The organism is Irregularibacter muris (assembly GCF_024622505.1).
Taxonomy (GTDB): Bacteria; Bacillota; Clostridia; order Eubacteriales; family Garciellaceae; genus Irregularibacter; species Irregularibacter muris.
The window spans coordinates 219644-240572 of the sequence record NZ_JANKAS010000001.1; the positions used below are offsets into that span (position 1 = coordinate 219644).

Genomic DNA, 20929 nt, shown 5'->3' on the forward strand with positions numbered 1-20929 from the left:
CTACCTAAAAGTAATCAATACGTAGCATTCTTCTTACATTATACCCTATGAATAAGATTTTACATGGAAAACTTCATAAATTTTTAGGATTATTTTAAACCATTGTATAAGTTGTAGAGATGCTTTTATAAAGAGATAGTGTATTACATAAAAAAGATAAAAAACCTTTGACATATATATATATCCGTGCTATAATTTATTTATTAAGTCATCGCGGGGTGGAGCAGCTGGTAGCTCGTCGGGCTCATAACCCGGAGGTCGCAGGTTCAAGTCCTGTCCCCGCAACCAAATATTTCACCTATTAGGGTGTTTTTTTATTTTTTGGAGATTGCTATCGAGAAAGATTTATAAAAAGAAAAGTTTACTCTCTTATTGATAAGAAAGCAAACTTTTTTTATTATTGAATTTTTTCTAGAATTTCTCTAGGTTCTGGAAAACGGTCTAATTGTTTTTTTGAAAAAATTAGCTGATCATTTGCCTTTACCTCAAATACACCACCACTCGAAGGATAAAATGTAAGTATTTCAATATCATTTTTAAAGGTTTGTAATAATTCTTTAGCCAAATCCATGGCCTTAGGCAGATATCCTCAAGCAGTACAATATTCTATACTTAGTCTAAAAGATCTATTCATCAGAATGCCTCCTTAGCATCTATCATTATTCCTATTTATTTCCAAAATCTATTAGAATAAACAATTATCTTCTTAATTATATAAATAATGTCGTTTCTTAATAAAAAATACTAAGTGACTGCTTCGACAGTAGATGCTCTAAAATTTCCAATGAATGTAGATGTTAAAGACCTTAAGAAGCTTGGGTGTCTGAGCATAGCCAGTGGAAAGGCTTAGGATTTAATATCGTAATGAATTGTGAAAGTTTCCATCGACTGTAATAATAGGAACGTGTAATTTTTATTAAGATTTCAACCTGTTTATCTATGATATAAAAAATAAATACTAAATATTTTATGTATACAACAGTAAATAAAGGAAATTTTTCTTTTGTATCGAATACATATTAACAAAGCATAGATTTCTAAATATTTAGAAAGAGGTGTTGACAATGATAAAATTAGTGTGTGGGGGAAAAGGTAGTGGAAAAACAAAAAAAATGATTGCCTTGGCAAATCAAGCAGCTGAAGAAACAAAGGGACATATTATTTTCGTGGACAACAGGGAAAGTTCTGTATTTGATCTTCATAGAGGAATACGCTTTTTAAATATTGATGAGTTTTTTGTGAAAAGCCTTAAAGACTTTTTTGGTTTTATTAATGGCTTGGTGGCGGGAAACTATGATATAGATGGAATTTACGTGGATAATTTATTAGATGTTCGTGAGAATGATTTAGATGACCTGGAAAACTTTTTAAAGGATCTGTTAAAGATTTGTGAAAAGTACCAGGTTCATTTTGTATTCAGCACTAATTATGAAGGAGAACACATTCCTGATTTATTAAAAGAATATGTCATGATATAGCGTATAAAAGGGGTATCCTATAAAAAAGGGTGCCCTTGGTTTTTTAGCAAATCAGTATACTTGTGGTATAATTGGAAAGAAAAGGTGTTTAATTAGACAAAAAGAGGTGCAGCTATGGAAGAAAGGAAAATTTTATATAGAGTATATTCGGAATATTTAAAGGAGAAATATGGAGAAAAAGTATATAAGATTCCTATTAATTTACCAGTAACTTGTCCCAATAGGGATGGCAATATTGCTTATGGAGGGTGCATTTATTGTGGAGAAGAGGGAGCAGGTTATGAGAATCTTTCCAATACCCTAAGTGTTGGACAGCAAATGAAAGAAAATATTTCTTATATTAGGAAAAAATATAAGGCGCAAAAGTTTATAGGGTATTTTCAAAACTTTACCAACACTTATATGCCCTTAGAAACCTTTAAAAGGCATGTAAAGGAGGCCTGTATAGAAGATGTAGTAGAATTGTCCATTTCTACTCGACCGGATTGTATTTCTAATGAATATCTGGATTTTTTATATAAAATAAAGGAAGAAAAGGGAATCAATATTACTATAGAATTAGGCTTGCAAAGTGTAAATTATCATACTCTAGTAAAAATCAATCGTGGCCATACCCTAGGAGAGTTTATTGATGGAGTTAATCGTATAAAAAAATATGATTTCCAAATCTGTGCCCATTTAATATTAAATTTACCCTGGGATAATGAACTGGATGTAATAGAAAGTGCAAAAATACTTTCAGCTTTAAACATTGATTTTGTTAAACTTCATTCTCTTTATATCGAAAAAAATACAGTATTAGGCCACCAGTATGAAAAGGGAGAGGTGCAACTTATTACGAAGGAGGAATACGTGGAAAGGGTTATATTATTTTTAGAATATTTATCTCCTTCCATCGTTATGCAACGCCTTATTGGTAGGGCACCAGAAGAAACCACATTGTTTATGAATTGGAATACTAGTTGGTGGAAAATAAGAGATCAAATTGAAGAGGAAATGGCTAAAAGAAAGGTTTATCAAGGGGAAAAGTGTAATTACTTAAATGGTCCTGCCTTAAAGAAATTTGCATAAAAGAAAGGAAGATTTGATTGGAAACAAAGGACTGGGAAAGATTTCTTATTCCTTATGAACAAGCAGTAGAAGAATTGACCATGAAATTCCAAAGCCTAAAAAAACAATATGTAGTAATGGGACAGTATTCCCCTATAGAATTAGTTATAGGAAGAGTAAAAAAGGTCTCTAGCATATTGGAAAAATCCAAAAGGCAAAAAATATCTATAGAGAAGATTGAAAATGAAATGGAGGATATTGCAGGCATAAGGATCATTTGTCAATTTGTAGAAGACATTAATAAAGTGGTTCAATTGATCAGAGAACGCCATGGCAAGGATTTACATATTGTATATGAAAAGGACTATGTGAGTCATGAAAAGGAAAGTGGTTATAGAAGTTATCATGTGATTATACGTTACCCTGTACAATGTTTTCTTGGGGAACAGGAAGTACTGGCAGAAATACAAATCAGAACTTTGGCCATGAATTTTTGGGCCACTATAGAACATTCTTTAAACTATAAATATAAGGAAAATATTCCAGAGAAAATTTGTATCCGACTTAAAAATGCCGCGGAGGCAGCCTTTTCCTTAGACCAAGAAATGTCTCAAATACGGGAAGAAATAAAAGATGCGCAAAAAACTTTTACCATACGCTCCAGTACGGTATCCCAGATTCTCCACTATATTCAAACCCTATATAAATCAGGAAAAGAAGAACTAGCAGAAAAATATCAAGATATTTTTGCCCAAATGTGGGAAAAGGGAGATCTTAAGATGCTCATGGCTTTAGCTGCGGATTTAGAACACAAGATAGAGAGTTAGAAAAAATGACCAAATAGAATTTTCTATTTGGTCATCTTTATGAAAAAGAAAGTTTGTCTTGCCTAGAAGGAATTAAACTTTCTTATTTTGTTAGAGCAAGGATAGTCTTTATCTTGTAGGATTATATTTTGTTGCTACATCCTAATACATTTTTGATTTTATGTTGAACCATATCTTGGATTGCCTGTCTTCCAGGTCCTAAATATTTTCTAGGATCAAAGGCTTCAGGAGTCTCGGTAAAAGTTTTTCTAATAGAAGCAGTTAGAGCAAGACGGAGGTCTGTATCAATATTGATTTTACATACTCCTAGTTTTGCAGCTTCTCTTAGCATCTCTTCTGGAACACCCTGAGCTCCAGGTACTTTACCACCATATTTATTGGTTAGTTCTACAAATTCTTGAGGAACACTGGAGGCACCATGTAGCACGATTGGGAAATTAGGTAGCATGTTTGTGATCTTTTCTAGTCTTTCAAAATCAAGTCTAGGCTCACCCTTAAATTTAAAAGCACCATGACTAGTACCAATAGCAATGGCAAGAGAATCTACGCCAGTTCTTTCTACAAACTCTACAGCTTGATCAGGATCTGTGAAGGTAGCATCTTTTTCACTTACATTAACAGCATCTTCAATACCGGCTAGACGTCCTAATTCAGCTTCTACAACAACGCCTCTTTCGTGAGCATAATCTACAACTTTTTTTGTCAATGCGATATTTTCTTCAAAGGGTAGACTAGAACCATCAATCATAACCGAAGTAAAACCATCATCAACGCATGCTTTACAGATTTCAAAATTTTCTCCATGGTCTAAGTGCAAAACAATGGGAAGATCAGTTTCTTCAATTGCAGCTTCTACTAGTTTTCGAAGATAGATTGGATTTGCATATTTTCTAGCTCCTGCAGAAACCTGTAAAATTAAGGGTGCTTTTTCAATCTGAGCAGCACTTACAATCCCTTGAATGATTTCCATGTTGTTCACATTGAATGCTCCAATAGCGTAGTTTCCTTCATAGGCTTTTCGGAACATTTCTTTAGAAGTTACTAATGCCATATGTAATTCCTCCATTCTTTATTTGATCTTAATTATAGTATACTATAATTACCAGAAAAATGAAACAAACCAAAGCATGTAAATGTTTTCACTATTATTATTACCCTAAAGAGGGCATAAAATTTCCACCTTTTAAGGTGGAAATTTTATACAATAGAGGTATATCCGTTGAAATAATGAATATGTCCATCATTATAGGATACTACTCCCCAATAATGATGATAGTGTCCCTTATCACATAAAATTGCGGGACCGGTAAAACATGCCATGCAATGTATATGTTCATCTTCGCAGGAAGTTTTCGCATCAATAAGATGGATGTGATCATGGGTGGTTTTAATCATTCGTTTTGTTTTTTCATGAAATGAATGGCAATGTTCATCATTGATGGTAGTATTTCCCTTAATAAAATGGTGATGATAGCTTATGGAATCTTTTTTCCCCATAGTACGCCTCCTTTAAATTTATGAGATACCTTAATTTCAATATATTCTCCCATGGATATTTTGTGATTGATTTAGGGGAAAAAGTGGGAAAGGTAGATTATTTTATTTTTAAGATGGGAAACCTTAAGATAAGTTGGTTTAGGAGAGGAGAAAGGAATGGAACTAAGATTGCTTATTATAGCTGTTGCACCGATTATAGCTATTGGTTTAGGAGTTTACCTTAGAGATAGATATGATAGAGAACCTTTGAGCCTATTGATGAAAACCTTTATATTAGGTGCTTTATCTATTATCCCTACTCTTTTTGTAGAGAAATTTCTTATTTCTATCAATAGATTGCCAGGGATATGGGGAACTCTTTTTTTATCCTTTGTAGTGGCAGGTCTTACTGAGGAATTCTTTAAAAGGTGGGTAGTATTGAAAAGCGCTTTTTATAGTCGAGCCTTTAATGAAAAACTAGATGGTATTGTATACTCGGTTTTCGCTGCTCTTGGATTTGCAGCTGTAGAAAATGTAATGTATGTTATGTTTCGTTTTCCTACCGATCCGATTGTGGGCATTTATAGGGGGATTTTTTCAGTACCAGCCCATACACTTTTTGCAGTAACTATGGGGTATTACTTATCCTTAGCTAAATTTAGTAACAATGCCAGAGTAGCCAGAAGAAATCTATCGATGTCTCTTTGGATGCCAGTAATTTTCCATGGAATTTTTGATTTTATTTTACTGTCTAAGATACCTCTATTGATGTTACTCTTTATTCCCTTTGTTTTATATTTATGGGTCATAAACTTAAGGAAATTAAACAAGTACACTGCCGAATCCAAAAGGGATTATGAAGAAAAAGAAGATAGAAATCAAAATTGAATAAGATAGGGTCAACTATGAAAGAGATTTAACATTTTAAGTTAGGGTAGGTTCTATGCTACAATGTAGTATGGAGGAGTGAAGAAATATGAATATTGTGGTATGTAATACCTTGAAAAATGTAATGATCAATTTAAGACAATTAGGGCTTAACCCAATTGGCTTAGAGCAAACAGAGAGTTTGCATGACATTCCCGAGGAATTAGACGGAGTTATTTTAGACGGCAATTGGCCTTACCGTCCTTTAGCCAACTTATTAGAGGAAGCTAGGGAACACAGTCTAATTACTTCCATAGATCATATTCCAGAGGAAGATAAGGTAAATAAAAAAAGATTATTAGAGGATATAGATATTTTCTGTCCCAATAAAGATGAAATGATTCACCTCTGTGGAGAAACATGCACTACTTTAGATGAAATGCATAGGGAAATAAAAAATATAATCGAGAGAGGCACCAGAGCGATTGCCGTAACCATGGGAAATGATGGAGTATTTTTTGCAACAAAGAAAATAAGAAAACTCATTCCTGCCTATATTGTTGCTGTTGCGGATGAAGAGGGGGCAGGAGATGCTTTTATAGCAGGAATATTTTATGGGCTAAGTAAAAACTATAGTATGGAAAAATCTATCCATTGTGGAATCGCTGCTGGCAGTATTACTGTAGCTTCTTATGGAGATACCGCCTTTGAATTAAAACCAGAAAACCTTGAGAATATCATTGAAAATCGGGTGAAAAAATGAAAGAGTTGGACATTACACACAATGAGGCTAACCAAAGGATAGATAGATTTTTAAAAAAGTATATGTCCGAGGCTTCTACAGGATATCTATATAAAATGCTAAGGAAAAAAAGAATAAAGGTAAATGGAGCAAAAGTCCAGCCAGATTATATTTTAAATATGGGGGATAAAATTCAACTTTATCTAAGTGAAGATACCATGAGAAAATTTCAAAAGAAACCTTCCCTGACCTTTGCTAAAGGACAATTGAATATTGTATATGAGGATTGTAATATTCTATTGTTAAATAAACCCAAAAATTTACTGGTACATGGGGATAATAGGGAAAATGTCCATACATTAATCAATCAGGTGCATTCTTACTTATATCTTCAGGGAGATTATGATCCAGAAAAGGAAAATACTTTTGCACCTGCATGTTGTAATAGATTGGATAGAAACACCAGCGGAATAATGATTATTGCCAAAAATTTTCCAACCTTGCAGGAAATAAATAAAATGATAAAAGAAAATAATGTAATAAAAAAGTATAGAGCTTTGGTTAAGGGAGAAATAAAAGATGCAAAAGAATTAAAGGGTTTTTGGGTGAAGGACTCTAGTACCAATAAAGTAGAGATTATTCATCACAAGACAAAAGATGCAAAGTTTATACATACAAAATATAAACCTATAGAGTCCAATCATGAATATACTTTATTAGAAATAGATTTGATTACGGGAAGATCTCACCAAATAAGGGCACACCTGGCCAGTGAGGGTTTTCCTATTATAGGAGATATGAAGTACGGTATAAGGAAGATAAATAGGACATTTTACAATCAATACCATTTGAATTCACAGTTTTTACATGCCTATTCCCTGAAGTTTCAAAATTGTCCAGAGTTCTTATCTTATCTGGAGAATAGGATGTTTGAGGCAGAACTTCCAAAGACATTATTAGAAATTACCCAAATGATATTTCATAAGTGATATGTTATATACTTAGACCGAATAGTATAAGGGAAGAAAAGTAGTTGTGATAAATAAGGGGGAAGAAATATGGCTTACTGGAATAGTAGAGGCTTAAGGGGAAATACCCTAGAGGAACTTATTAATCTAACCAATGAAAATTATCTAAAACATAACTTGGCCATTATACAAAAAATACCAACATCCATTAAACCTGTTAAATTTGATAAAGAGAAGGGTATTATAAAACTAGCCTATTTCGAACAAAAAAGCACAGTGGATTATATGGGCAGTGTACAAGGGATACCCGTATGCTTTGAGGCCAAGGAAACTACGAAAAAAAATCTCCCTATCTCCAATATTCATGCCCATCAGATTGAGTTTATGGAACAATTTACTAGACAGAAAGGGGTAGCTTTTCTTATTGTATATTTTAATACCGTAGATGAGTATTTTTTTATTCCCTTTGAGGATTTGAAGATATACTGGGAAAGAGCGCAGAGAGGAGAAAGAAAATCCATATCTTATCAGGAGTGTAATCCTCTTTTTAAAATAGAAAATAACAAAGGACTATTTATACCCTACCTAACAACACTCAATCGATATTTGATGATGAAAAAACAACAAGAAGGAGAGGGCATAATATGAAAAACATTATGATATATACTGACGGAGGTTGCCGGGATAATGGGGCAAAGGAGAATACAGGAGCTATAGGGATCGTACTTATTTATCCTGAAAAAGACTATGTGAAGGAGTATAGGAAGGCCTATATCAATACCACGAATAATCAAATGGAACTATTAGCGGTTATTAAGGGATTAAAGATGCTGAAAGAACCTTGTAAAGTTGATGTATATAGTGATTCCGCCTATGTAGTAAACGCCTTTCAGCAAAAATGGATTGATTCATGGAGGGCGAAGGGGTGGACAAGAGGAAAAAGTGGAGAACTAAAGAATAAAGAATTATGGATGGAATTATATCAATTGACCCAAACCCATCAAGTGCAGTTTAAAAAAGTGAAGGGACACTCGAATAATGAGTTTAATAATCGTTGTGATGAATTAGTTAATATGGCTATGGATGAGATGTTAGAGAAGGCATAAAGATCATTCCATTCCATAGATATATATTTAGGGATGTAGACCAAAAACATCATTTTTCAATGAGTTATAATCCTTAGCGACTTTAATGAGCACAATGAGTTACTTTATTATAAGGGGGAGTTATGCGAATGGACAATAAACAAATTATCATTACTTTTTCCAATGGCGTAAAAAAGCAATATCCTAGAGGGATCAGTTTATTGGAATTAAGTCAGGAAAAGCAACCCTTACATGAAACACCTATTGTTGCCGCCAAGGCCAATGGCGATTTAAAAGAATTATTTAACAAATTGTATGAAGATACCCATGTTAGATTTTTAGATCTGAAAACCACAGATGGGATAAGGATCTATCAAAGAAGTCTTGCCTTTATCCTAATAAAAGCGGCTAGGGACCTATTTCCAGATAGACAACTCTCTGTGGAGCACTCCTTAGGAGGAGGTCTGTATTGTGAGTTGCATGGCAAGAAAAACCTTACCAAGGATGAGGTAAATCAGATTAAACAAAGAATGCAGGAAATAATTGATGAGAATTTACCTATAAGCAAGAAAGAAATAGATATAAAAGAAGCAAAAGAGATTTTTAGAAGAAATAGAGAACCTGAAAAGGTAAATTTAATGAGATATCGCAGGGAAAATAAATTGAATATGTATACTTTGGAGGATTATAATAACTATTTCTATGGATATATGGTACCTAGCACCGGACTTTTACAATTATTCGATTTAAAGTTTTATTTACCGGGAATTGTTCTCCTAAGTCCAACTATCAATAGTTCCAAGAAATGTATAGAATTCAAAGAACAGAAAAAACTATTTTCTGTTTATAGAGAATACGAAAAATGGGGAAGAATATTAGAAGTTTCTGATGTAGCCATACTAAATGAAAGCATAGAGGTAGAAAAAATAACCGACCTCATTCGAGTAGCTGAAGCAAATCATGAAAAGAAAATTAGTAAAATAGCAGATGAAATTTATCAACAAAGGGATCGTACAAGAGTGATATTAATAGCAGGACCTTCATCCTCAGGCAAGACGACTTTCGCCCATAGATTGTCCACCCATCTCAAGGTAAACGGGCTAAAGCCCATTGAAATTTCATTAGATGATTATTTTGTGAACAGGGAATTTACCCCCAAGGATGAAAATGGGGAATATGACTTTGAGAATATAGAAGCTATTGATATTGAGTTGTTTAATGAACATTTACTCAATTTAATTCAAGGGGAAGAAGTTGAAATACCTACTTTTAATTTTGTTACAGGACAAAGAGAATATAGAGGAAGAATTTTAAGAGTGACGAAGGATAACCCTATTATTGTAGAAGGCATTCATGGCCTCAATGAAAGACTGACTGGGGATATTCCAAAGGATAATAAATATAAAATATATATCAGTCCTCTTACTCAATTAAATGTAGATCAGCACAATAGAATACACACCACCGATATTCGTCTTATTAGAAGAATGATCAGGGATAGTAAGTACAGAAACTATAATGCCTTAAGCACTTTACAGCGTTGGCAGTCGGTACGAAGAGGAGAAGAAAAGTATATTTTTCCTTATCAGGAAGAAGCAGATAGGATGTTTAATTCTGCGTTGTTTTATGAATTATCTGTTTTGAAAAAATATGTTGAACCACTTTTGCTAGAAATACCTCATGATAGCGAGTACTATAGCGAAGCAAAAAGATTATTAAAGTTTTTAAAATATTTTTTATCTATAGAGGATGAAAGTTCTATTTTACAAAATTCTATATTAAGAGAATTTATTGGAGGCAATATTTATCATTCTTAATGGGGAAAGCCTACCTATAGAATAAAAACAAGGGGAAAATATCCCTTGTTTTTTTATGAAATAAGAAAGTTGTTGTGATCGCTCCTAGGGGATCAAACTTTTCTATTTCACTAGAAGGGCTGTCTCCTTTTGTGTAAAATTATTTCATATCTTAGCGAAAAATAAAGGAAAATGCAGTGGAAATGTAGAATAATATGTAGAATAATATGAGGAGACTGTAAATTTTTTTTGCAATGGTAGAGGGATTATTGTATGATTAGTATATCCAATTGAAAATAGTTATTATTTACATGGGTATTAATTTTATTCAGGAAGCTTGGTTAGGTTCATAGAAAGAGGGTGTATAGATGAATGCGAAAATTGAAAATGCACCTAAGGGATTGATTTCCGGCAGAAATATGGATTTTTCTGCCTATCGTTTAATTATAATAAGCTTTTTTTCTTCAGCCGTAATTTTTTATTTTGTAAGATTTCTAGAAAATAAATTTTATAAAGTTTATGTACAGGAACATTTTTTAGTCCTTCATACTGTAGCGGAATTTGCCAGTATTATTATGTATATCGCTAGTTTCTTAGTTATCTATTATGTAGGGAATAGAGATCGTAGGCTTAGAATGAAGGTCCTAGCAGGGATTCTTCTTTTTGTTGGATGTGTAGATTTTTGGCATACTTTTTCCTATAAAGGAATGCCAGGGCTATTGGTGCCTAGTTCTGTACAAGCTGCTACGGCCTATTGGATTATTGGTAGACTTGGACTTTCCATAGGGATATTGACAAGTAGTTTTATTCCCATAAAAAGAAAAGTAGAAAAGATAAGCAATTGGCTTATGGTGGGATTACCCCTATTATTATCCCTAGGATTTCTTTTATATCTCAGCTTTTTTCCCAAGGGATTTCCCCTATTATTTATAGAGGGACAAGGTCTCACTCCGATAAAAATTATTTTAGAATATATAATCATTGCCATGTTGTTAATTGCTTTTATAAGATTTGCTATAGAATTTAACAAGAAAAAAGATTTTTTACTATCATTATTTCTTTCTGCTCTAATCCTTACCATATTTTCAGAATTGGCTTTTGTAAGTTATTCTAATGTATATGATATTTATAATCTACTGGGTCATATATACAAACTTATATCTGCCTATATGATCTTCAAAGTTCTATTTATTTTTAACATTCACCATCCTTATAATAGGCTGGATAGAGCAGAAAAAGAAATTAGTAAGTATGCAAATAATCTTGAACAATTAGTGGAATTAAGAACGCAGGAAATTCACGAAGCCAATACAGAGATGTTACGAGATTTAGAATATGCGAAGACTATACAAAAGGCAATTATGTCTGAGAAACATGAAATATATGATAGCCTAGAAGTTTTTAGTGAGTACATTCCCTATGAAAAAGTAGGCGGGGATTATTATGGATTTGAAGATCTCAATGATGAAAATGTGGCCTTTTATATCGGAGATGTAGCAGGTCATGGAATTCCTGCCGCTATGATGACTATATTCATGAAACAAACCATTGTATCCTCTAAACCCTATCATTATGGTTTAGAAAAGATGTTTTCTCCTAAAGAAGTATTAACAAATTTATATCGAAAATACAATGAAACTGATTTTCCCTTGGAAATGTATGCCCTAATGTTATATGGGATATATGAGAAAAGGACTAAAAAACTTGTGTTTTCATCCGCAGGATTGAATACTTACCCCTTGATATTTAGGAAAAATGGGATGGTGGAAGTAGTGGAACACACTGGCTTTCCTATCTGTAAGATTGATGCCAACTATGATCCCCAATTCAAGGATTATCATCTTGTTTTGGATGAAGGAGATAAGGTTTTGTTTTATACCGATGGATTAGTAGAGATTGCAGATAGAAAAGGCCAGCCCTTTGGCGAAGAAAGAATCATTGATATTATGGAGAAAAATGGAAGTCTATCCCCTGAGCTACTATCCCATGAGATTTTAAAAAACTTAGAGGCCTTTACTAAAGGGGTAAAATTAAATGATGATGTTCATTATTTCATTATGGAAGCAAAATAAGTGTCTCAATAATTGAGACACTTATTTTACTAACTTCAAAAAGATATTTTAGTGGGTAATTTATGGGGATTTTCTATTCTTCGTAGGATAAGGCTGTGTCGTGATTTTTCTTTTTAAATAGATCCAAACGAATATTATGACTATCCATTCCTAGAGCATACATCATGGGACAAAATCTAGTAACTCCCTCTGCTACTTTCCAGCTACCTAGAGCAGTTGCGGGAAGGGATTTTTTTATAATGCCATAACCAAACATCATGAGACCACAGGATATTCGCATATATGCATCTAAGGTGCCTACATTTTTTTGCATGACTTTCATCCTTTCTTTTTTCTTTAGTATTTGAATAACCCATAAGACTTATGAATAAAAAAGTTCATAATTCTAAGAAAAAAATGGGAAAAATTCTTGAAAATTCACCTCATAATCTCTGGGATAATAGGCACCGGACTTTCTGTCCAGTAAATATTTTTTTTGATAATAATTATTTCCTAGCTGCTCGAGAATTTCTTCAATAGCATTTAAAAAATAGTTTACTTCTTTCATTTGATTATACATACCAAAACTAACCCGTACCATCCCTACTACATTATGAAAATTAGATTGTAATATCTGTCTTTGCTGTATGCGAATTTCCTGGGGGCTAAGATCTAATAAATGATGGATATAGGGATGGGCACAAAAACACCCATTGCGAACAGATATACCGTATTCAAAGCTAAGAATAGCAGCCACTAGGGCATGATTTAAATCCTTAATATTAAAACATAAAACACCCACTCTTTCTTGGGGGTGAATGGATTGATTATCCCCATATAAAATAATATTGGGATGACTCTGCAACGAAGTAACCAAATGTTTCATTAGTTGGCACTCATGTTGGGAGATGTTATTCATACCTATTTCCTCTAAGATATCCATAGATTTTTTTAGGGCTACAGCTCCAATAATATTTGGAGAACCGGCTTCATCTTTATCAGGGGGAGAGGCCCAATGGATTTCATCCTGGGTTACACTTTTAATCGTTCCCCCTCCACAATATTCTGGAATGCCCCTTTTAAAAGTGATTTTGGGTCCAATTAATACACCCGTACCCAAAGGAGCATACATTTTATGGGCAGAACAAACGATATAGTCAATATGACAGGGATGATCATTTGGCTTCATATCAATGGCCCTATGGGGAGCTAATTGGGCGGCATCTACTAATATAGGAATACCTGCATGGTGTGCCATCTGGGCGATATCATCAATAGGGTTAATATGACCTGTCACATTAGAAGCCCCTGTAATCGTGATAAGTTTTACTTTTCTACCAAACCTTTTTATTAAAGAAGCTAAATGATTTAAATCTAGACTACCTACTGGATTGGCCTTAATATGTTCCACATGGCACTTGTTCCTCCAGGGTAAATCGTTGGAGTGGTGCTCCATAATGCTTGTAAGAACCACATCATCCTTTTGAAGATTTAATCGATAAGACAGCTTATTGATGGCTTCGCTAGAGTTTTTCGTAAAGATTATGGTATTTTTATTTATATCGGCATTAAAAAATTCAGCTACCCGTTCATGACAGAAGTCATACACTTCTGTGGAAAGTTGAGATTTAAAACCCGTCCCACGGTGCACACTGGAATACCAAGGATAAAACTCTTCAACGTAGTCTGCCACAGGCCTAAGTATAGGAGTACTGGCGGCATTATCGAAATTTATACTTTTAATCATTTGGCCATTGATTAAAGGGATTTCCTTTCCATTACCAATGATGAATTTTGAAATGTTTTGTATAGAATACTTCCTCTTAAAAAACATGGATTACCTTCCTTTCCCTTAAGACCTCCCTAAAAATCTCTATTGAATAGATGCAGAAAAATCGATAAAATTTAGGTAGTAGGTTTTTAAAGAATGTATTAATTTATATTATGATGTACAATGATAATAAGTGCGATAGTTCATCATAGTCTAGTGAAAGACTTAACAAAGGTGGAAGATAAATGAAAAGAATTAAGATGATTTATAACCCAGTATCAGGAGATGGTACTTTTAAAAATGAATTGGATACAGCAATTCATATCTTTCAACAAGGGGGATATCTAGTGGAGATATTTCGTTTGGGGAAAAACACAGATGTACAGATGTTTTTCGATGAATCCATAAATGATGGCAAGACCATTGTTGTAGCAGCTGGTGGGGATGGAACAGTCAATGGGGTTATTAATATGATGATGAGAAATAAGATAAAGGCCCCCTTAGGTATTATTCCTGCAGGTACTGCTAATGATTTTGGAACTTTTTTAGGTATGCCCAAAAAAGTTGATGAATGCTGTAAAATTATAGTAGAGAATCATTTCATGGATATAGATGTGGGCCAAGTAAATGATGAGTATTTTATCAATGCAGCCAGTGGGGGATTACTGGCCACTATACCTCGATCTACAGATGTCAGACTAAAAAACACCTTGGGGAAATTGGGGTATTATATAAAAGGTTTGGAGGAAATCCCTACCTTTAAGCCAGTTCCTCTTTCTCTAAGTAGTCCTGACTACAATTTTGAGGGGGATTTACTTTTCTTCCTTATTCTCAATAGTCAATTTGCAGGAGGATTTAGAAATATTGCACCCCAGGCACAAATTGACGATGGCAAGTTTGATGTTATTCTCTTCAAAGATTGTAGTTTGCCTCTACTAGCCAAATTATTTTTAAAAGTATTAAAAGGAGATCATATTTATGATCCCAATGTCATATTTTTTCATACATCGGAGCTCACAATAAACTCCTTGCAGCACAATCAAGAAGAAATACCTAGTGATATAGACGGGGAGATAGGCCCAATACTACCCTTAAAAATTTATAACAAGAGACAAGCCTTGAAAATAATTATCCCAAAGGAAAAAAGCAAAATACTTGCATGGAAAGGGAGGGATTTAATTTAATGGAACTAAGCTCTGATTTTTCAGCAAATATCCTAAGAAATTTGATAACGGAATTACATTTTATCAATGGAAAAATTATAGAGGAAGTAATTAGGAGTGAGGATATTTCCATAAATCAATTTTATATTTTGGAATATCTTAATAGAAATAAAAAAACTTCCACAACAGAATTAGCCAATGTTTTGAAGATCTCTCAACCAGCTGTAACTCAGTTTATTAATAAATTAGTCCAACTCGAATATATAAGCAAAAATAATCATCCTGAGGATAAGAGAAGAACAATATTTGCATTAACCCAAGGCGGACAAAAAAAGATAAAAATCTTACAGGATCATCAAGTTTCTATCATCAAGAATAGGATAGGGGCTATGGACAAGGGGAAGGACCTTTTTCTTATAGAAGGGTTAAAGAGCTTCGTGGACTCCTGGAATAGAAGAAATACTTATGAATCATAACTCAATTGTTGGAGTGAGAAAAATGAAAAAAACCATTAGACTTCGAATAGATACCAAAGATAGATCAGGAATGGTATTAGATATTCTGCATATTCTAAACAATTATTGTGTTGACATAAGAGCCTTGGAGGTACATCCAGGTATTGCATACATTAAAACATATGATGATTTTCATGTGAGCTTAGAAGTTTTGAAGTCCCAGTTATTGCAGGAGAAAGATGTGATAGCTGTTCAGAAAGTGGAGTTGCTACCCCAGGAAGAAAGGGAGAAATATATTGAAACTGTTTTAGATGCTACTGAAGAGGGGATTATTGCTGTTGACAAACATGGAATAATCACAACCCTTAACCAGGGAGCCAAAAAAGTGCTCAAGGTAAATGAGGGGGTCATAGGGGAACATATTTCAAAAATAATAGCTCCAGAGCTCCCTATTTTGGAGACCATTAAAACCGGTAAAAGCTATGAGCATGTAGAAATTATTTTAGATAACCAAGAGTCCCCTGCCCATTATGTTACCTCCGGAAGACCCATATTAGATGAAGAAGGAAAGCCCATTGGAGCAGTGGGCAGTATTAGAGATATAGAAAGTGTAATGGACTTAGTGCATTTATTTACCAAACCCTCTATGATTACCTTTGATGAAATTATTGGTAAAAGCGAGAAGATCATCAGAGTTATTGAAATGTCTAAGATTATTTCAAAGAGTGATTCAACCGTATTAATCAGGGGAGAAAGCGGTACGGGAAAAGAATTGTTTGCAAGATCAATTCATATGGCAAGTCCAAGAAAAAATAAACCCTTTGTGGCAGTGAATTGTGCAGCATTACCCGATAGTCTTTTGGAAAGTGAGCTTTTTGGATACGAAGAGGGAGCCTTTACAGGAGCAAGAAAAGGGGGGAAACCAGGCCTTTTTAAATATGCTGACAACGGAACCATTTTTTTAGATGAAATCGGAGAGCTGTCAACCCACCTACAAGTAAAACTTCTTAGAGTATTGCAAGAAAGTAAGGTTAGGCAGTTGGGGAGTAATACAGAAACCCCCATTAATGTACGGGTTATTGCGGCTACCAATAGAGATCTGGAAAAATTTATGGAAAATGGTCAGTTTAGGGAAGATTTGTACTATAGGTTAAATGTTATACCTATTACCGTTCCCCCTTTAAGGGAAAGAAAAGATGATATTCCTATTCTATGTGAATATTATATTCAAAAATTAGGACAAAGAATGAATAAACCTATTCAGGGAATAAGTGATGAGGCCATTAAAAAATTAATAGAGTATGATTGGCCAGGAAATATCAGGGAATTGGCTAATATTATAGAAAGGGCAATGAACCTTTGCCATGAAAATATTATTCAAACCCATCATCTTATATTGGAAAATCAGCAATATAGTTCCTCTATTGATCTATTGACAAAAGAAAAAAGCCTTCAACCACTTAAAGAGGTTGTGGCTGAAGCGGAAAAAAGAGCTATTGAAGAGGCATTAAGACAAAGTACCAGTATTCGTCAGGCAGCTAAATCCTTAGGGGTCAATCATGCAACAGTGATTAATAAAATGAGGCTCTATGGCATAGAAAAGGCTTAACATAACCTGTGGTTATAATTATAACCACAGGTTATGTTTTTAACCACATATTTAAGGATATTGGTGAGAATTGCAACCGGTTTCACCCAGAGATTAGCATTGGAAGATTGGCACGGTTTTTGCAAGTATATAATGGCATGAAAAGAAAAAAATAAATTTATATATTCTAGGAGGGTTTATGAATGAATAATAAAAAATTAGGTTTTCACACTCAAGCTTTACATGCGGGTAATTTCCACGATAAAGCTACAGGTTCTCATGCTACTCCAATTTTCCAAACATCTACTTTCATCTTTGAAAATGCAGAACAAGGTGCTAGAAGATTTGCTTTTGAAGAGGGTGGCTACATCTACTCTAGATTAGGAAATCCAAATACCAATGAACTAGAAGAAAAAATGGCTGCTTTAGAAGGTGGAGAAATGGCTATTGCAGCTGGATCTGGTATGGCGGCTATCTCAACTGCGCTACTAACTTTATTAAAACAAGGAGATCACATCGTTACTTCTGATACTTTATATGGATGTACCTTTGGGTTTATTACAGAAATGTTACCTCAATATGGAATAGAAGTTACTTTAGTGGATGCTTCTGATTTAAAACAAGTTGAAGAAGCTATGAAAGATAACACCAAAGTAGTTTATTTAGAAACTCCAGCAAATCCAACTTTAAAAGTTATTGATATTGCAGGTGTAGCTGAAATCGCCCATAAATTTGATGCTAAAGTTATAGTAGACAACACATTTATGACGCCATTCTTACAAAGACCTCTTGAATTGGGAGCAGATGTTGTGGTTCATAGTGCAACAAAATATCTAGGAGGTCATGGAGATATTATTGCAGGTATTATTGTAGGATCCAAGGAGCTTTTATTTGATATGAAATTCCCTCACCTAAAGGATTTAGGAGGTATTTTAGGACCTTTTGATGCTTGGTTGCTTGTTCGAGGAATTAAGACTTTAGGCATGAGAATGGAAAAGCATTGTAAAAATGCACAAAAAGTTGCCGAATATTTAGAGAACCATCCATTAGTGGATAAAGTATATTATCCAGGACTAGCATCCCATCCTCAATATGAAATTGCTAAAAAACAAATGGATGGGTTTGGTGGAATGATCGCCTTTGAATTAAAAGGTGGAGTAGAAGAAGGAAGAACTCTTATGGATAGTGTAGAAATGATAGGTTTAGCAGTAAGCTTAGGCTGTGTGGATTCATTAATTCAACATCCCGCTTCCATGACTCACTCTCCAGTGCCAAAGGAAGAAAGATTAGCTGCAGGAATTACCGATGGATTAGTTAGATTGTCTGTAGGAATTGAAGATGTAGAAGATATTATTGCTGACTTAGAGCAAGCTTTAAATAAAGTTGGGGAAATGAGTAAATAGCAATATACATTTTATGCGTATTCTGTTAATATATTAAATAATGGGAATGTCATAATATTATGACATTCCCAAATAATAAAAAAAGGGGGAATTAATCATTATGGAACAGAAAAAAAATCCAGTTGCCCTATTGCCTTTATTGGTATTTTTAGCTTTATTCTTGGGGGTAGGAATTTACTACAGTATAATGGGTAAAGATATGGCTTTTTATCAATTGCCTGCACCTATTGCTGCTGTAGCCGGTATTATTGTTGCATTTTTAATCGGTAAGGGGAAATTGGATGACAAGATGAACACCTTTATTAAGGGTGTTGGTGATCAAGATATTATTACCATGGTTATGATTTACCTATTGGCTGGTGGTTTTTCCACTGTGGCAGGAGCTATGGGCGCAGTGGATTCTACTGTAAACTTTGGACTTTCTATTATACCAGCTAGTTTGATTTTACCAGGGATTTTCATCATTGCAGCTTTTATTGCAACGGCAATGGGAACCTCCGTAGGAACTATTGCGGCCGTTGTACCTATTGCTGCAGATATTGCTTCTAAAACATCTCTACCTTTGGCTGTTGCGGTAGGAGCAGTTGTGGGAGGAGCTATGTTTGGAGACAATTTGTCTATGATTTCAGATACTACCATTGCAGCGACTAGAACCCAAGGGGTAGAAATGAGAGACAAGTTCATTATGAACTTTAAAATTGCTGCTCCTGCTGCTATTTTAACTATTGTAGTCATGCTATTTACTGGGGCAAAGGGTGTTGTACCCCAAGGATTGGAATATCAATTCATTAAAATTATTCCTTATTTATCTGTATTAATATTAGCCCTATTGGGTATGAATGTTTTCACCGTATTGATTTTAGGAACAGTCTTAGCTGGAGGAATAGGATTAATAGGCAATAGCTTTACCATAATGGAATTTGCTAACCATATATATGAGGGCTTTGGTTCTATGCAAGAAATCTTTATCCTATCTCTACTAATTGGTGGTTTAGCAGCCCTTATTGAAAGCCAAGGTGGAATTGCTTATCTATTAGATTTAGTAAATCGATTTATTAAGGGGAAAAAGGGTGCAGAACTTGGAATTGGCGCTTTAGTATCCTTAGCAGATATTGCCACTGCAAATAATACTGTAGCGATTGTTATTACAGGACCTATGGCGAAGGACATTGCAGAGGAACATGGAATAGATTTAAGAAGAAGTGCTAGTATGTTAGATATCTTTGCTTGTATATGGCAAGGGATCATTCCCTATGGAGCACAACTATTAATTGCTGGAAGTGTTGCAGGATTATCTCCAGTACAAATTATGCCATCCCTATACTACCCATACTTGCTTGCGATTGTAGCATTCTTAGCTATTGGATTTGGTTTCCCTAAGGGGAGCAAAAAGATGAATGTCGCATAATTTAATTGATTGTAGTACAATAAAATAATTAAAGTAGAGGACAAATAAAAAGCAGACGAAAATTCGTCTGCTTTTTTGGAGGTGACATTTTGTGAATATTGGGGTAATTGCAGGAACGATTTTTGATACTCAATTAGGGGTAGATTTTTTAAAAAATCGGGGTTATGATGCAGAGGCATATCCCATCTCTAATACTCCCCAGGAGCAGTCAATTCTACAGATTTTATATCCTCGAAAATTAGAGAAAATGGTTATACATAGGATTCATGAAATAAAATCCCAAGGGATGAAAAACATATTTGTTTATTGTAATTCCCTAAGTGGGGCGGTGGATATGGATAAACTTTCCTTGGATTTTCAGGTGAATATTATTACTCCTTTGCAAATTTATAGTCAATTGGGTAAAAGTTATAAAAGAATTGGGGTGTTGGCGGCAAACAACCAAAGTACTTTTGCTATAGAAAAGATTATCCAAAAATCAAATTCAGATGCTTATGTCGTGGGAATAGGTTTATTGCTCTTGGTAGATGCTATTGAAAAAAAGATGAACCCTAAAACCATAGTAAAAGAATTTGCACTAGAAAAAGTATTAGATTTTTTTTCCACTATAGGGTGTGAAGGTATCATTTTGGGATGTACTCATTTTCCTTATATTTATAAAGCGCTTAGGGAATTATCTACTCTACCCATCATTGATCCCGCATTAAAAATGCTAGAAAAGATACAAATAGACTAGGGTAGTCTATTTGTATCTTTTCTATTTCACTAGAGCAGAGATAGCTGTTTTGTTTTACTAGAAGA

Annotated in this window: 21 protein-coding genes and 1 tRNA gene; 17 read left to right on the forward strand and 5 right to left on the reverse strand. The window is 34.1% G+C overall.

Going from position 1 to position 20929, the window contains the following annotated elements; translation table 11 throughout:
• Positions 1-212 precede the first annotated feature (212 nt).
• Positions 213-288: transfer RNA gene (locus NSA47_RS01070), tRNA-Met, on the forward strand.
• Positions 289-397: 109 nt separating this feature from the next.
• Here the strand turns inward: NSA47_RS01070 and NSA47_RS01075 are convergent.
• Entirely contained in the window at positions 398-583 is a 186-nt protein-coding gene (locus NSA47_RS01075; RefSeq protein ID WP_257529241.1) for an Rdx family protein, read from the reverse strand.
• 481 nt (positions 584-1064) lie between these two features.
• Between NSA47_RS01075 and NSA47_RS01080 the strand changes: the two genes are divergently transcribed.
• The 3 genes from NSA47_RS01080 (at position 1065) to yjbM (ending at position 3355) form a co-directional block, all read left to right on the forward strand.
• The gene (locus NSA47_RS01080; protein WP_257528986.1) at positions 1065-1478 is read left to right on the forward strand and encodes a hypothetical protein; all 414 of its coding nucleotides are present in this window, start codon (positions 1065-1067) and stop codon (positions 1476-1478) included.
• Between the two features lie 114 nt (positions 1479-1592).
• Positions 1593-2549, forward strand: a complete 957-nt coding sequence (gene mnmL / locus NSA47_RS01085; RefSeq protein WP_257528987.1) for a tRNA modification radical SAM protein MnmL/YtqA — start codon at positions 1593-1595, stop codon at positions 2547-2549.
• 17 nt (positions 2550-2566) lie between these two features.
• Entirely contained in the window at positions 2567-3355 is a 789-nt protein-coding gene (yjbM, locus tag NSA47_RS01090) for a GTP diphosphokinase (protein WP_257528988.1), read from the forward strand.
• A 121-nt stretch (positions 3356-3476) separates the two neighbouring features.
• Here the strand turns inward: yjbM and fba are convergent, their stop codons facing one another.
• Together fba and NSA47_RS01100 are read right to left on the reverse strand one after the other, a co-directional pair.
• Entirely contained in the window at positions 3477-4406 is a 930-nt protein-coding gene (gene fba, locus NSA47_RS01095; RefSeq protein WP_257528989.1) for a class II fructose-1,6-bisphosphate aldolase, read from the reverse strand.
• A gap of 146 nt (positions 4407-4552) precedes the next feature.
• Positions 4553-4852 (reverse strand): YmaF family protein, encoded by a 300-nt coding sequence (locus NSA47_RS01100; RefSeq protein WP_257528990.1) that lies wholly within the window; start codon positions 4850-4852, stop codon positions 4553-4555.
• A 156-nt stretch (positions 4853-5008) separates the two neighbouring features.
• Between NSA47_RS01100 and NSA47_RS01105 the strand changes: the two genes are divergently transcribed.
• The 7 genes from NSA47_RS01105 to NSA47_RS01135 all read left to right on the forward strand — a co-directional run bounded on the left by NSA47_RS01105 (position 5009) and on the right by NSA47_RS01135 (position 12361).
• A complete protein-coding gene (locus NSA47_RS01105; protein ID WP_257528991.1) occupies positions 5009-5719 on the forward strand; it encodes a PrsW family intramembrane metalloprotease in 711 nt (236 codons plus the stop codon).
• Between the two features lie 88 nt (positions 5720-5807).
• Positions 5808-6461 carry a carbohydrate kinase family protein gene (locus NSA47_RS01110; protein WP_257528992.1) on the forward strand — a complete coding sequence of 218 codons (654 nt, stop codon included), beginning with the start codon at positions 5808-5810 and terminating at the stop codon, positions 6459-6461.
• Positions 6458-7429 (forward strand): RluA family pseudouridine synthase, encoded by a 972-nt coding sequence (locus NSA47_RS01115; RefSeq protein WP_257528993.1) that lies wholly within the window; start codon positions 6458-6460, stop codon positions 7427-7429. The genes NSA47_RS01110 and NSA47_RS01115 overlap by 4 nt, the downstream gene beginning before the upstream one ends.
• A 69-nt stretch (positions 7430-7498) precedes the next feature.
• Positions 7499-8056 (forward strand): Holliday junction resolvase RecU, encoded by a 558-nt coding sequence (locus NSA47_RS01120; RefSeq protein WP_257528994.1) that lies wholly within the window; start codon positions 7499-7501, stop codon positions 8054-8056.
• Positions 8053-8514, forward strand: coding sequence for a ribonuclease HI (gene rnhA, locus NSA47_RS01125; RefSeq protein ID WP_257528995.1), 462 nt, complete (start codon positions 8053-8055; stop codon positions 8512-8514). The genes NSA47_RS01120 and rnhA overlap by 4 nt, the downstream gene beginning before the upstream one ends.
• Before the next feature lie 128 nt (positions 8515-8642).
• Positions 8643-10310: a nucleoside kinase gene (locus NSA47_RS01130; protein WP_257528996.1), complete on the forward strand. Its 1668-nt coding sequence runs from the start codon at positions 8643-8645 to the stop codon at positions 10308-10310.
• A 347-nt stretch (positions 10311-10657) separates the two neighbouring features.
• The gene (locus NSA47_RS01135) at positions 10658-12361 is read left to right on the forward strand and encodes an MASE3 domain-containing protein (protein WP_257528997.1); all 1704 of its coding nucleotides are present in this window, start codon (positions 10658-10660) and stop codon (positions 12359-12361) included.
• A gap of 73 nt (positions 12362-12434) precedes the next feature.
• Here NSA47_RS01135 and NSA47_RS01140 read toward each other — a convergent pair whose 3' ends face one another.
• Positions 12435-12674, reverse strand: coding sequence for a YgaP family membrane protein (locus NSA47_RS01140; protein WP_257528998.1), 240 nt, complete (start codon positions 12672-12674; stop codon positions 12435-12437).
• A 72-nt stretch (positions 12675-12746) separates the two neighbouring features.
• Positions 12747-14174: an aminotransferase class V-fold PLP-dependent enzyme gene (locus NSA47_RS01145; RefSeq protein ID WP_257528999.1), complete on the reverse strand. Its 1428-nt coding sequence runs from the start codon at positions 14172-14174 to the stop codon at positions 12747-12749.
• Between the two features lie 182 nt (positions 14175-14356).
• Between NSA47_RS01145 and NSA47_RS01150 the strand changes: the two genes are divergently transcribed.
• The 6 genes from NSA47_RS01150 (at position 14357) to NSA47_RS01175 (ending at position 20864) form a co-directional block, all read left to right on the forward strand.
• A complete protein-coding gene (locus tag NSA47_RS01150) occupies positions 14357-15295 on the forward strand; it encodes a YegS/Rv2252/BmrU family lipid kinase (RefSeq protein WP_257529000.1) in 939 nt (312 codons plus the stop codon).
• Complete coding sequence (locus NSA47_RS01155; RefSeq protein ID WP_257529001.1) at positions 15295-15750, forward strand: MarR family winged helix-turn-helix transcriptional regulator; 456 nt, start codon at positions 15295-15297, stop codon at positions 15748-15750. Before NSA47_RS01150 ends, NSA47_RS01155 begins: the two co-directional genes overlap by 1 nt.
• Entirely contained in the window at positions 15740-17338 is a 1599-nt protein-coding gene (locus tag NSA47_RS01160; RefSeq protein WP_257529002.1) for a sigma 54-interacting transcriptional regulator, read from the forward strand. The genes NSA47_RS01155 and NSA47_RS01160 overlap by 11 nt, the downstream gene beginning before the upstream one ends.
• Before the next feature lie 182 nt (positions 17339-17520).
• Positions 17521-18720, forward strand: coding sequence for a methionine gamma-lyase (megL, locus tag NSA47_RS01165; protein WP_257529005.1), 1200 nt, complete (start codon positions 17521-17523; stop codon positions 18718-18720).
• 100 nt (positions 18721-18820) lie between these two features.
• Positions 18821-20128: a Na+/H+ antiporter NhaC family protein gene (locus NSA47_RS01170; protein WP_257529006.1), complete on the forward strand. Its 1308-nt coding sequence runs from the start codon at positions 18821-18823 to the stop codon at positions 20126-20128.
• A 91-nt stretch (positions 20129-20219) separates the two neighbouring features.
• The gene (locus NSA47_RS01175) at positions 20220-20864 is read left to right on the forward strand and encodes an aspartate/glutamate racemase family protein (RefSeq protein WP_257529007.1); all 645 of its coding nucleotides are present in this window, start codon (positions 20220-20222) and stop codon (positions 20862-20864) included.
• Positions 20865-20929 lie beyond the last annotated feature (65 nt).

Coding starts and splice junctions, on each gene's coding strand:
- NSA47_RS01080 (WP_257528986.1), top strand. CDS start 1,065: ATGATAAAATTAGTGTGTGGGGGAAAAGGTAGTGGAAAAACAAAAAAA.
- mnmL (WP_257528987.1), top strand. CDS start 1,593: ATGGAAGAAAGGAAAATTTTATATAGAGTATATTCGGAATATTTAAAG.
- fba (WP_257528989.1), bottom strand. CDS start 4,406: ATGGCATTAGTAACTTCTAAAGAAATGTTCCGAAAAGCCTATGAAGGA.
- NSA47_RS01100 (WP_257528990.1), bottom strand. CDS start 4,852: ATGGGGAAAAAAGATTCCATAAGCTATCATCACCATTTTATTAAGGGA.
- NSA47_RS01105 (WP_257528991.1), top strand. CDS start 5,009: ATGGAACTAAGATTGCTTATTATAGCTGTTGCACCGATTATAGCTATT.
- NSA47_RS01110 (WP_257528992.1), top strand. CDS start 5,808: ATGAATATTGTGGTATGTAATACCTTGAAAAATGTAATGATCAATTTA.
- NSA47_RS01115 (WP_257528993.1), top strand. CDS start 6,458: ATGAAAGAGTTGGACATTACACACAATGAGGCTAACCAAAGGATAGAT.
- NSA47_RS01120 (WP_257528994.1), top strand. CDS start 7,499: ATGGCTTACTGGAATAGTAGAGGCTTAAGGGGAAATACCCTAGAGGAA.
- rnhA (WP_257528995.1), top strand. CDS start 8,053: ATGAAAAACATTATGATATATACTGACGGAGGTTGCCGGGATAATGGG.
- NSA47_RS01130 (WP_257528996.1), top strand. CDS start 8,643: ATGGACAATAAACAAATTATCATTACTTTTTCCAATGGCGTAAAAAAG.
- NSA47_RS01135 (WP_257528997.1), top strand. CDS start 10,658: ATGAATGCGAAAATTGAAAATGCACCTAAGGGATTGATTTCCGGCAGA.
- NSA47_RS01140 (WP_257528998.1), bottom strand. CDS start 12,674: ATGCAAAAAAATGTAGGCACCTTAGATGCATATATGCGAATATCCTGT.
- NSA47_RS01145 (WP_257528999.1), bottom strand. CDS start 14,174: ATGTTTTTTAAGAGGAAGTATTCTATACAAAACATTTCAAAATTCATC.
- NSA47_RS01150 (WP_257529000.1), top strand. CDS start 14,357: ATGAAAAGAATTAAGATGATTTATAACCCAGTATCAGGAGATGGTACT.
- NSA47_RS01155 (WP_257529001.1), top strand. CDS start 15,295: ATGGAACTAAGCTCTGATTTTTCAGCAAATATCCTAAGAAATTTGATA.
- NSA47_RS01160 (WP_257529002.1), top strand. CDS start 15,740: ATGAATCATAACTCAATTGTTGGAGTGAGAAAAATGAAAAAAACCATT.
- megL (WP_257529005.1), top strand. CDS start 17,521: ATGAATAATAAAAAATTAGGTTTTCACACTCAAGCTTTACATGCGGGT.
- NSA47_RS01170 (WP_257529006.1), top strand. CDS start 18,821: ATGGAACAGAAAAAAAATCCAGTTGCCCTATTGCCTTTATTGGTATTT.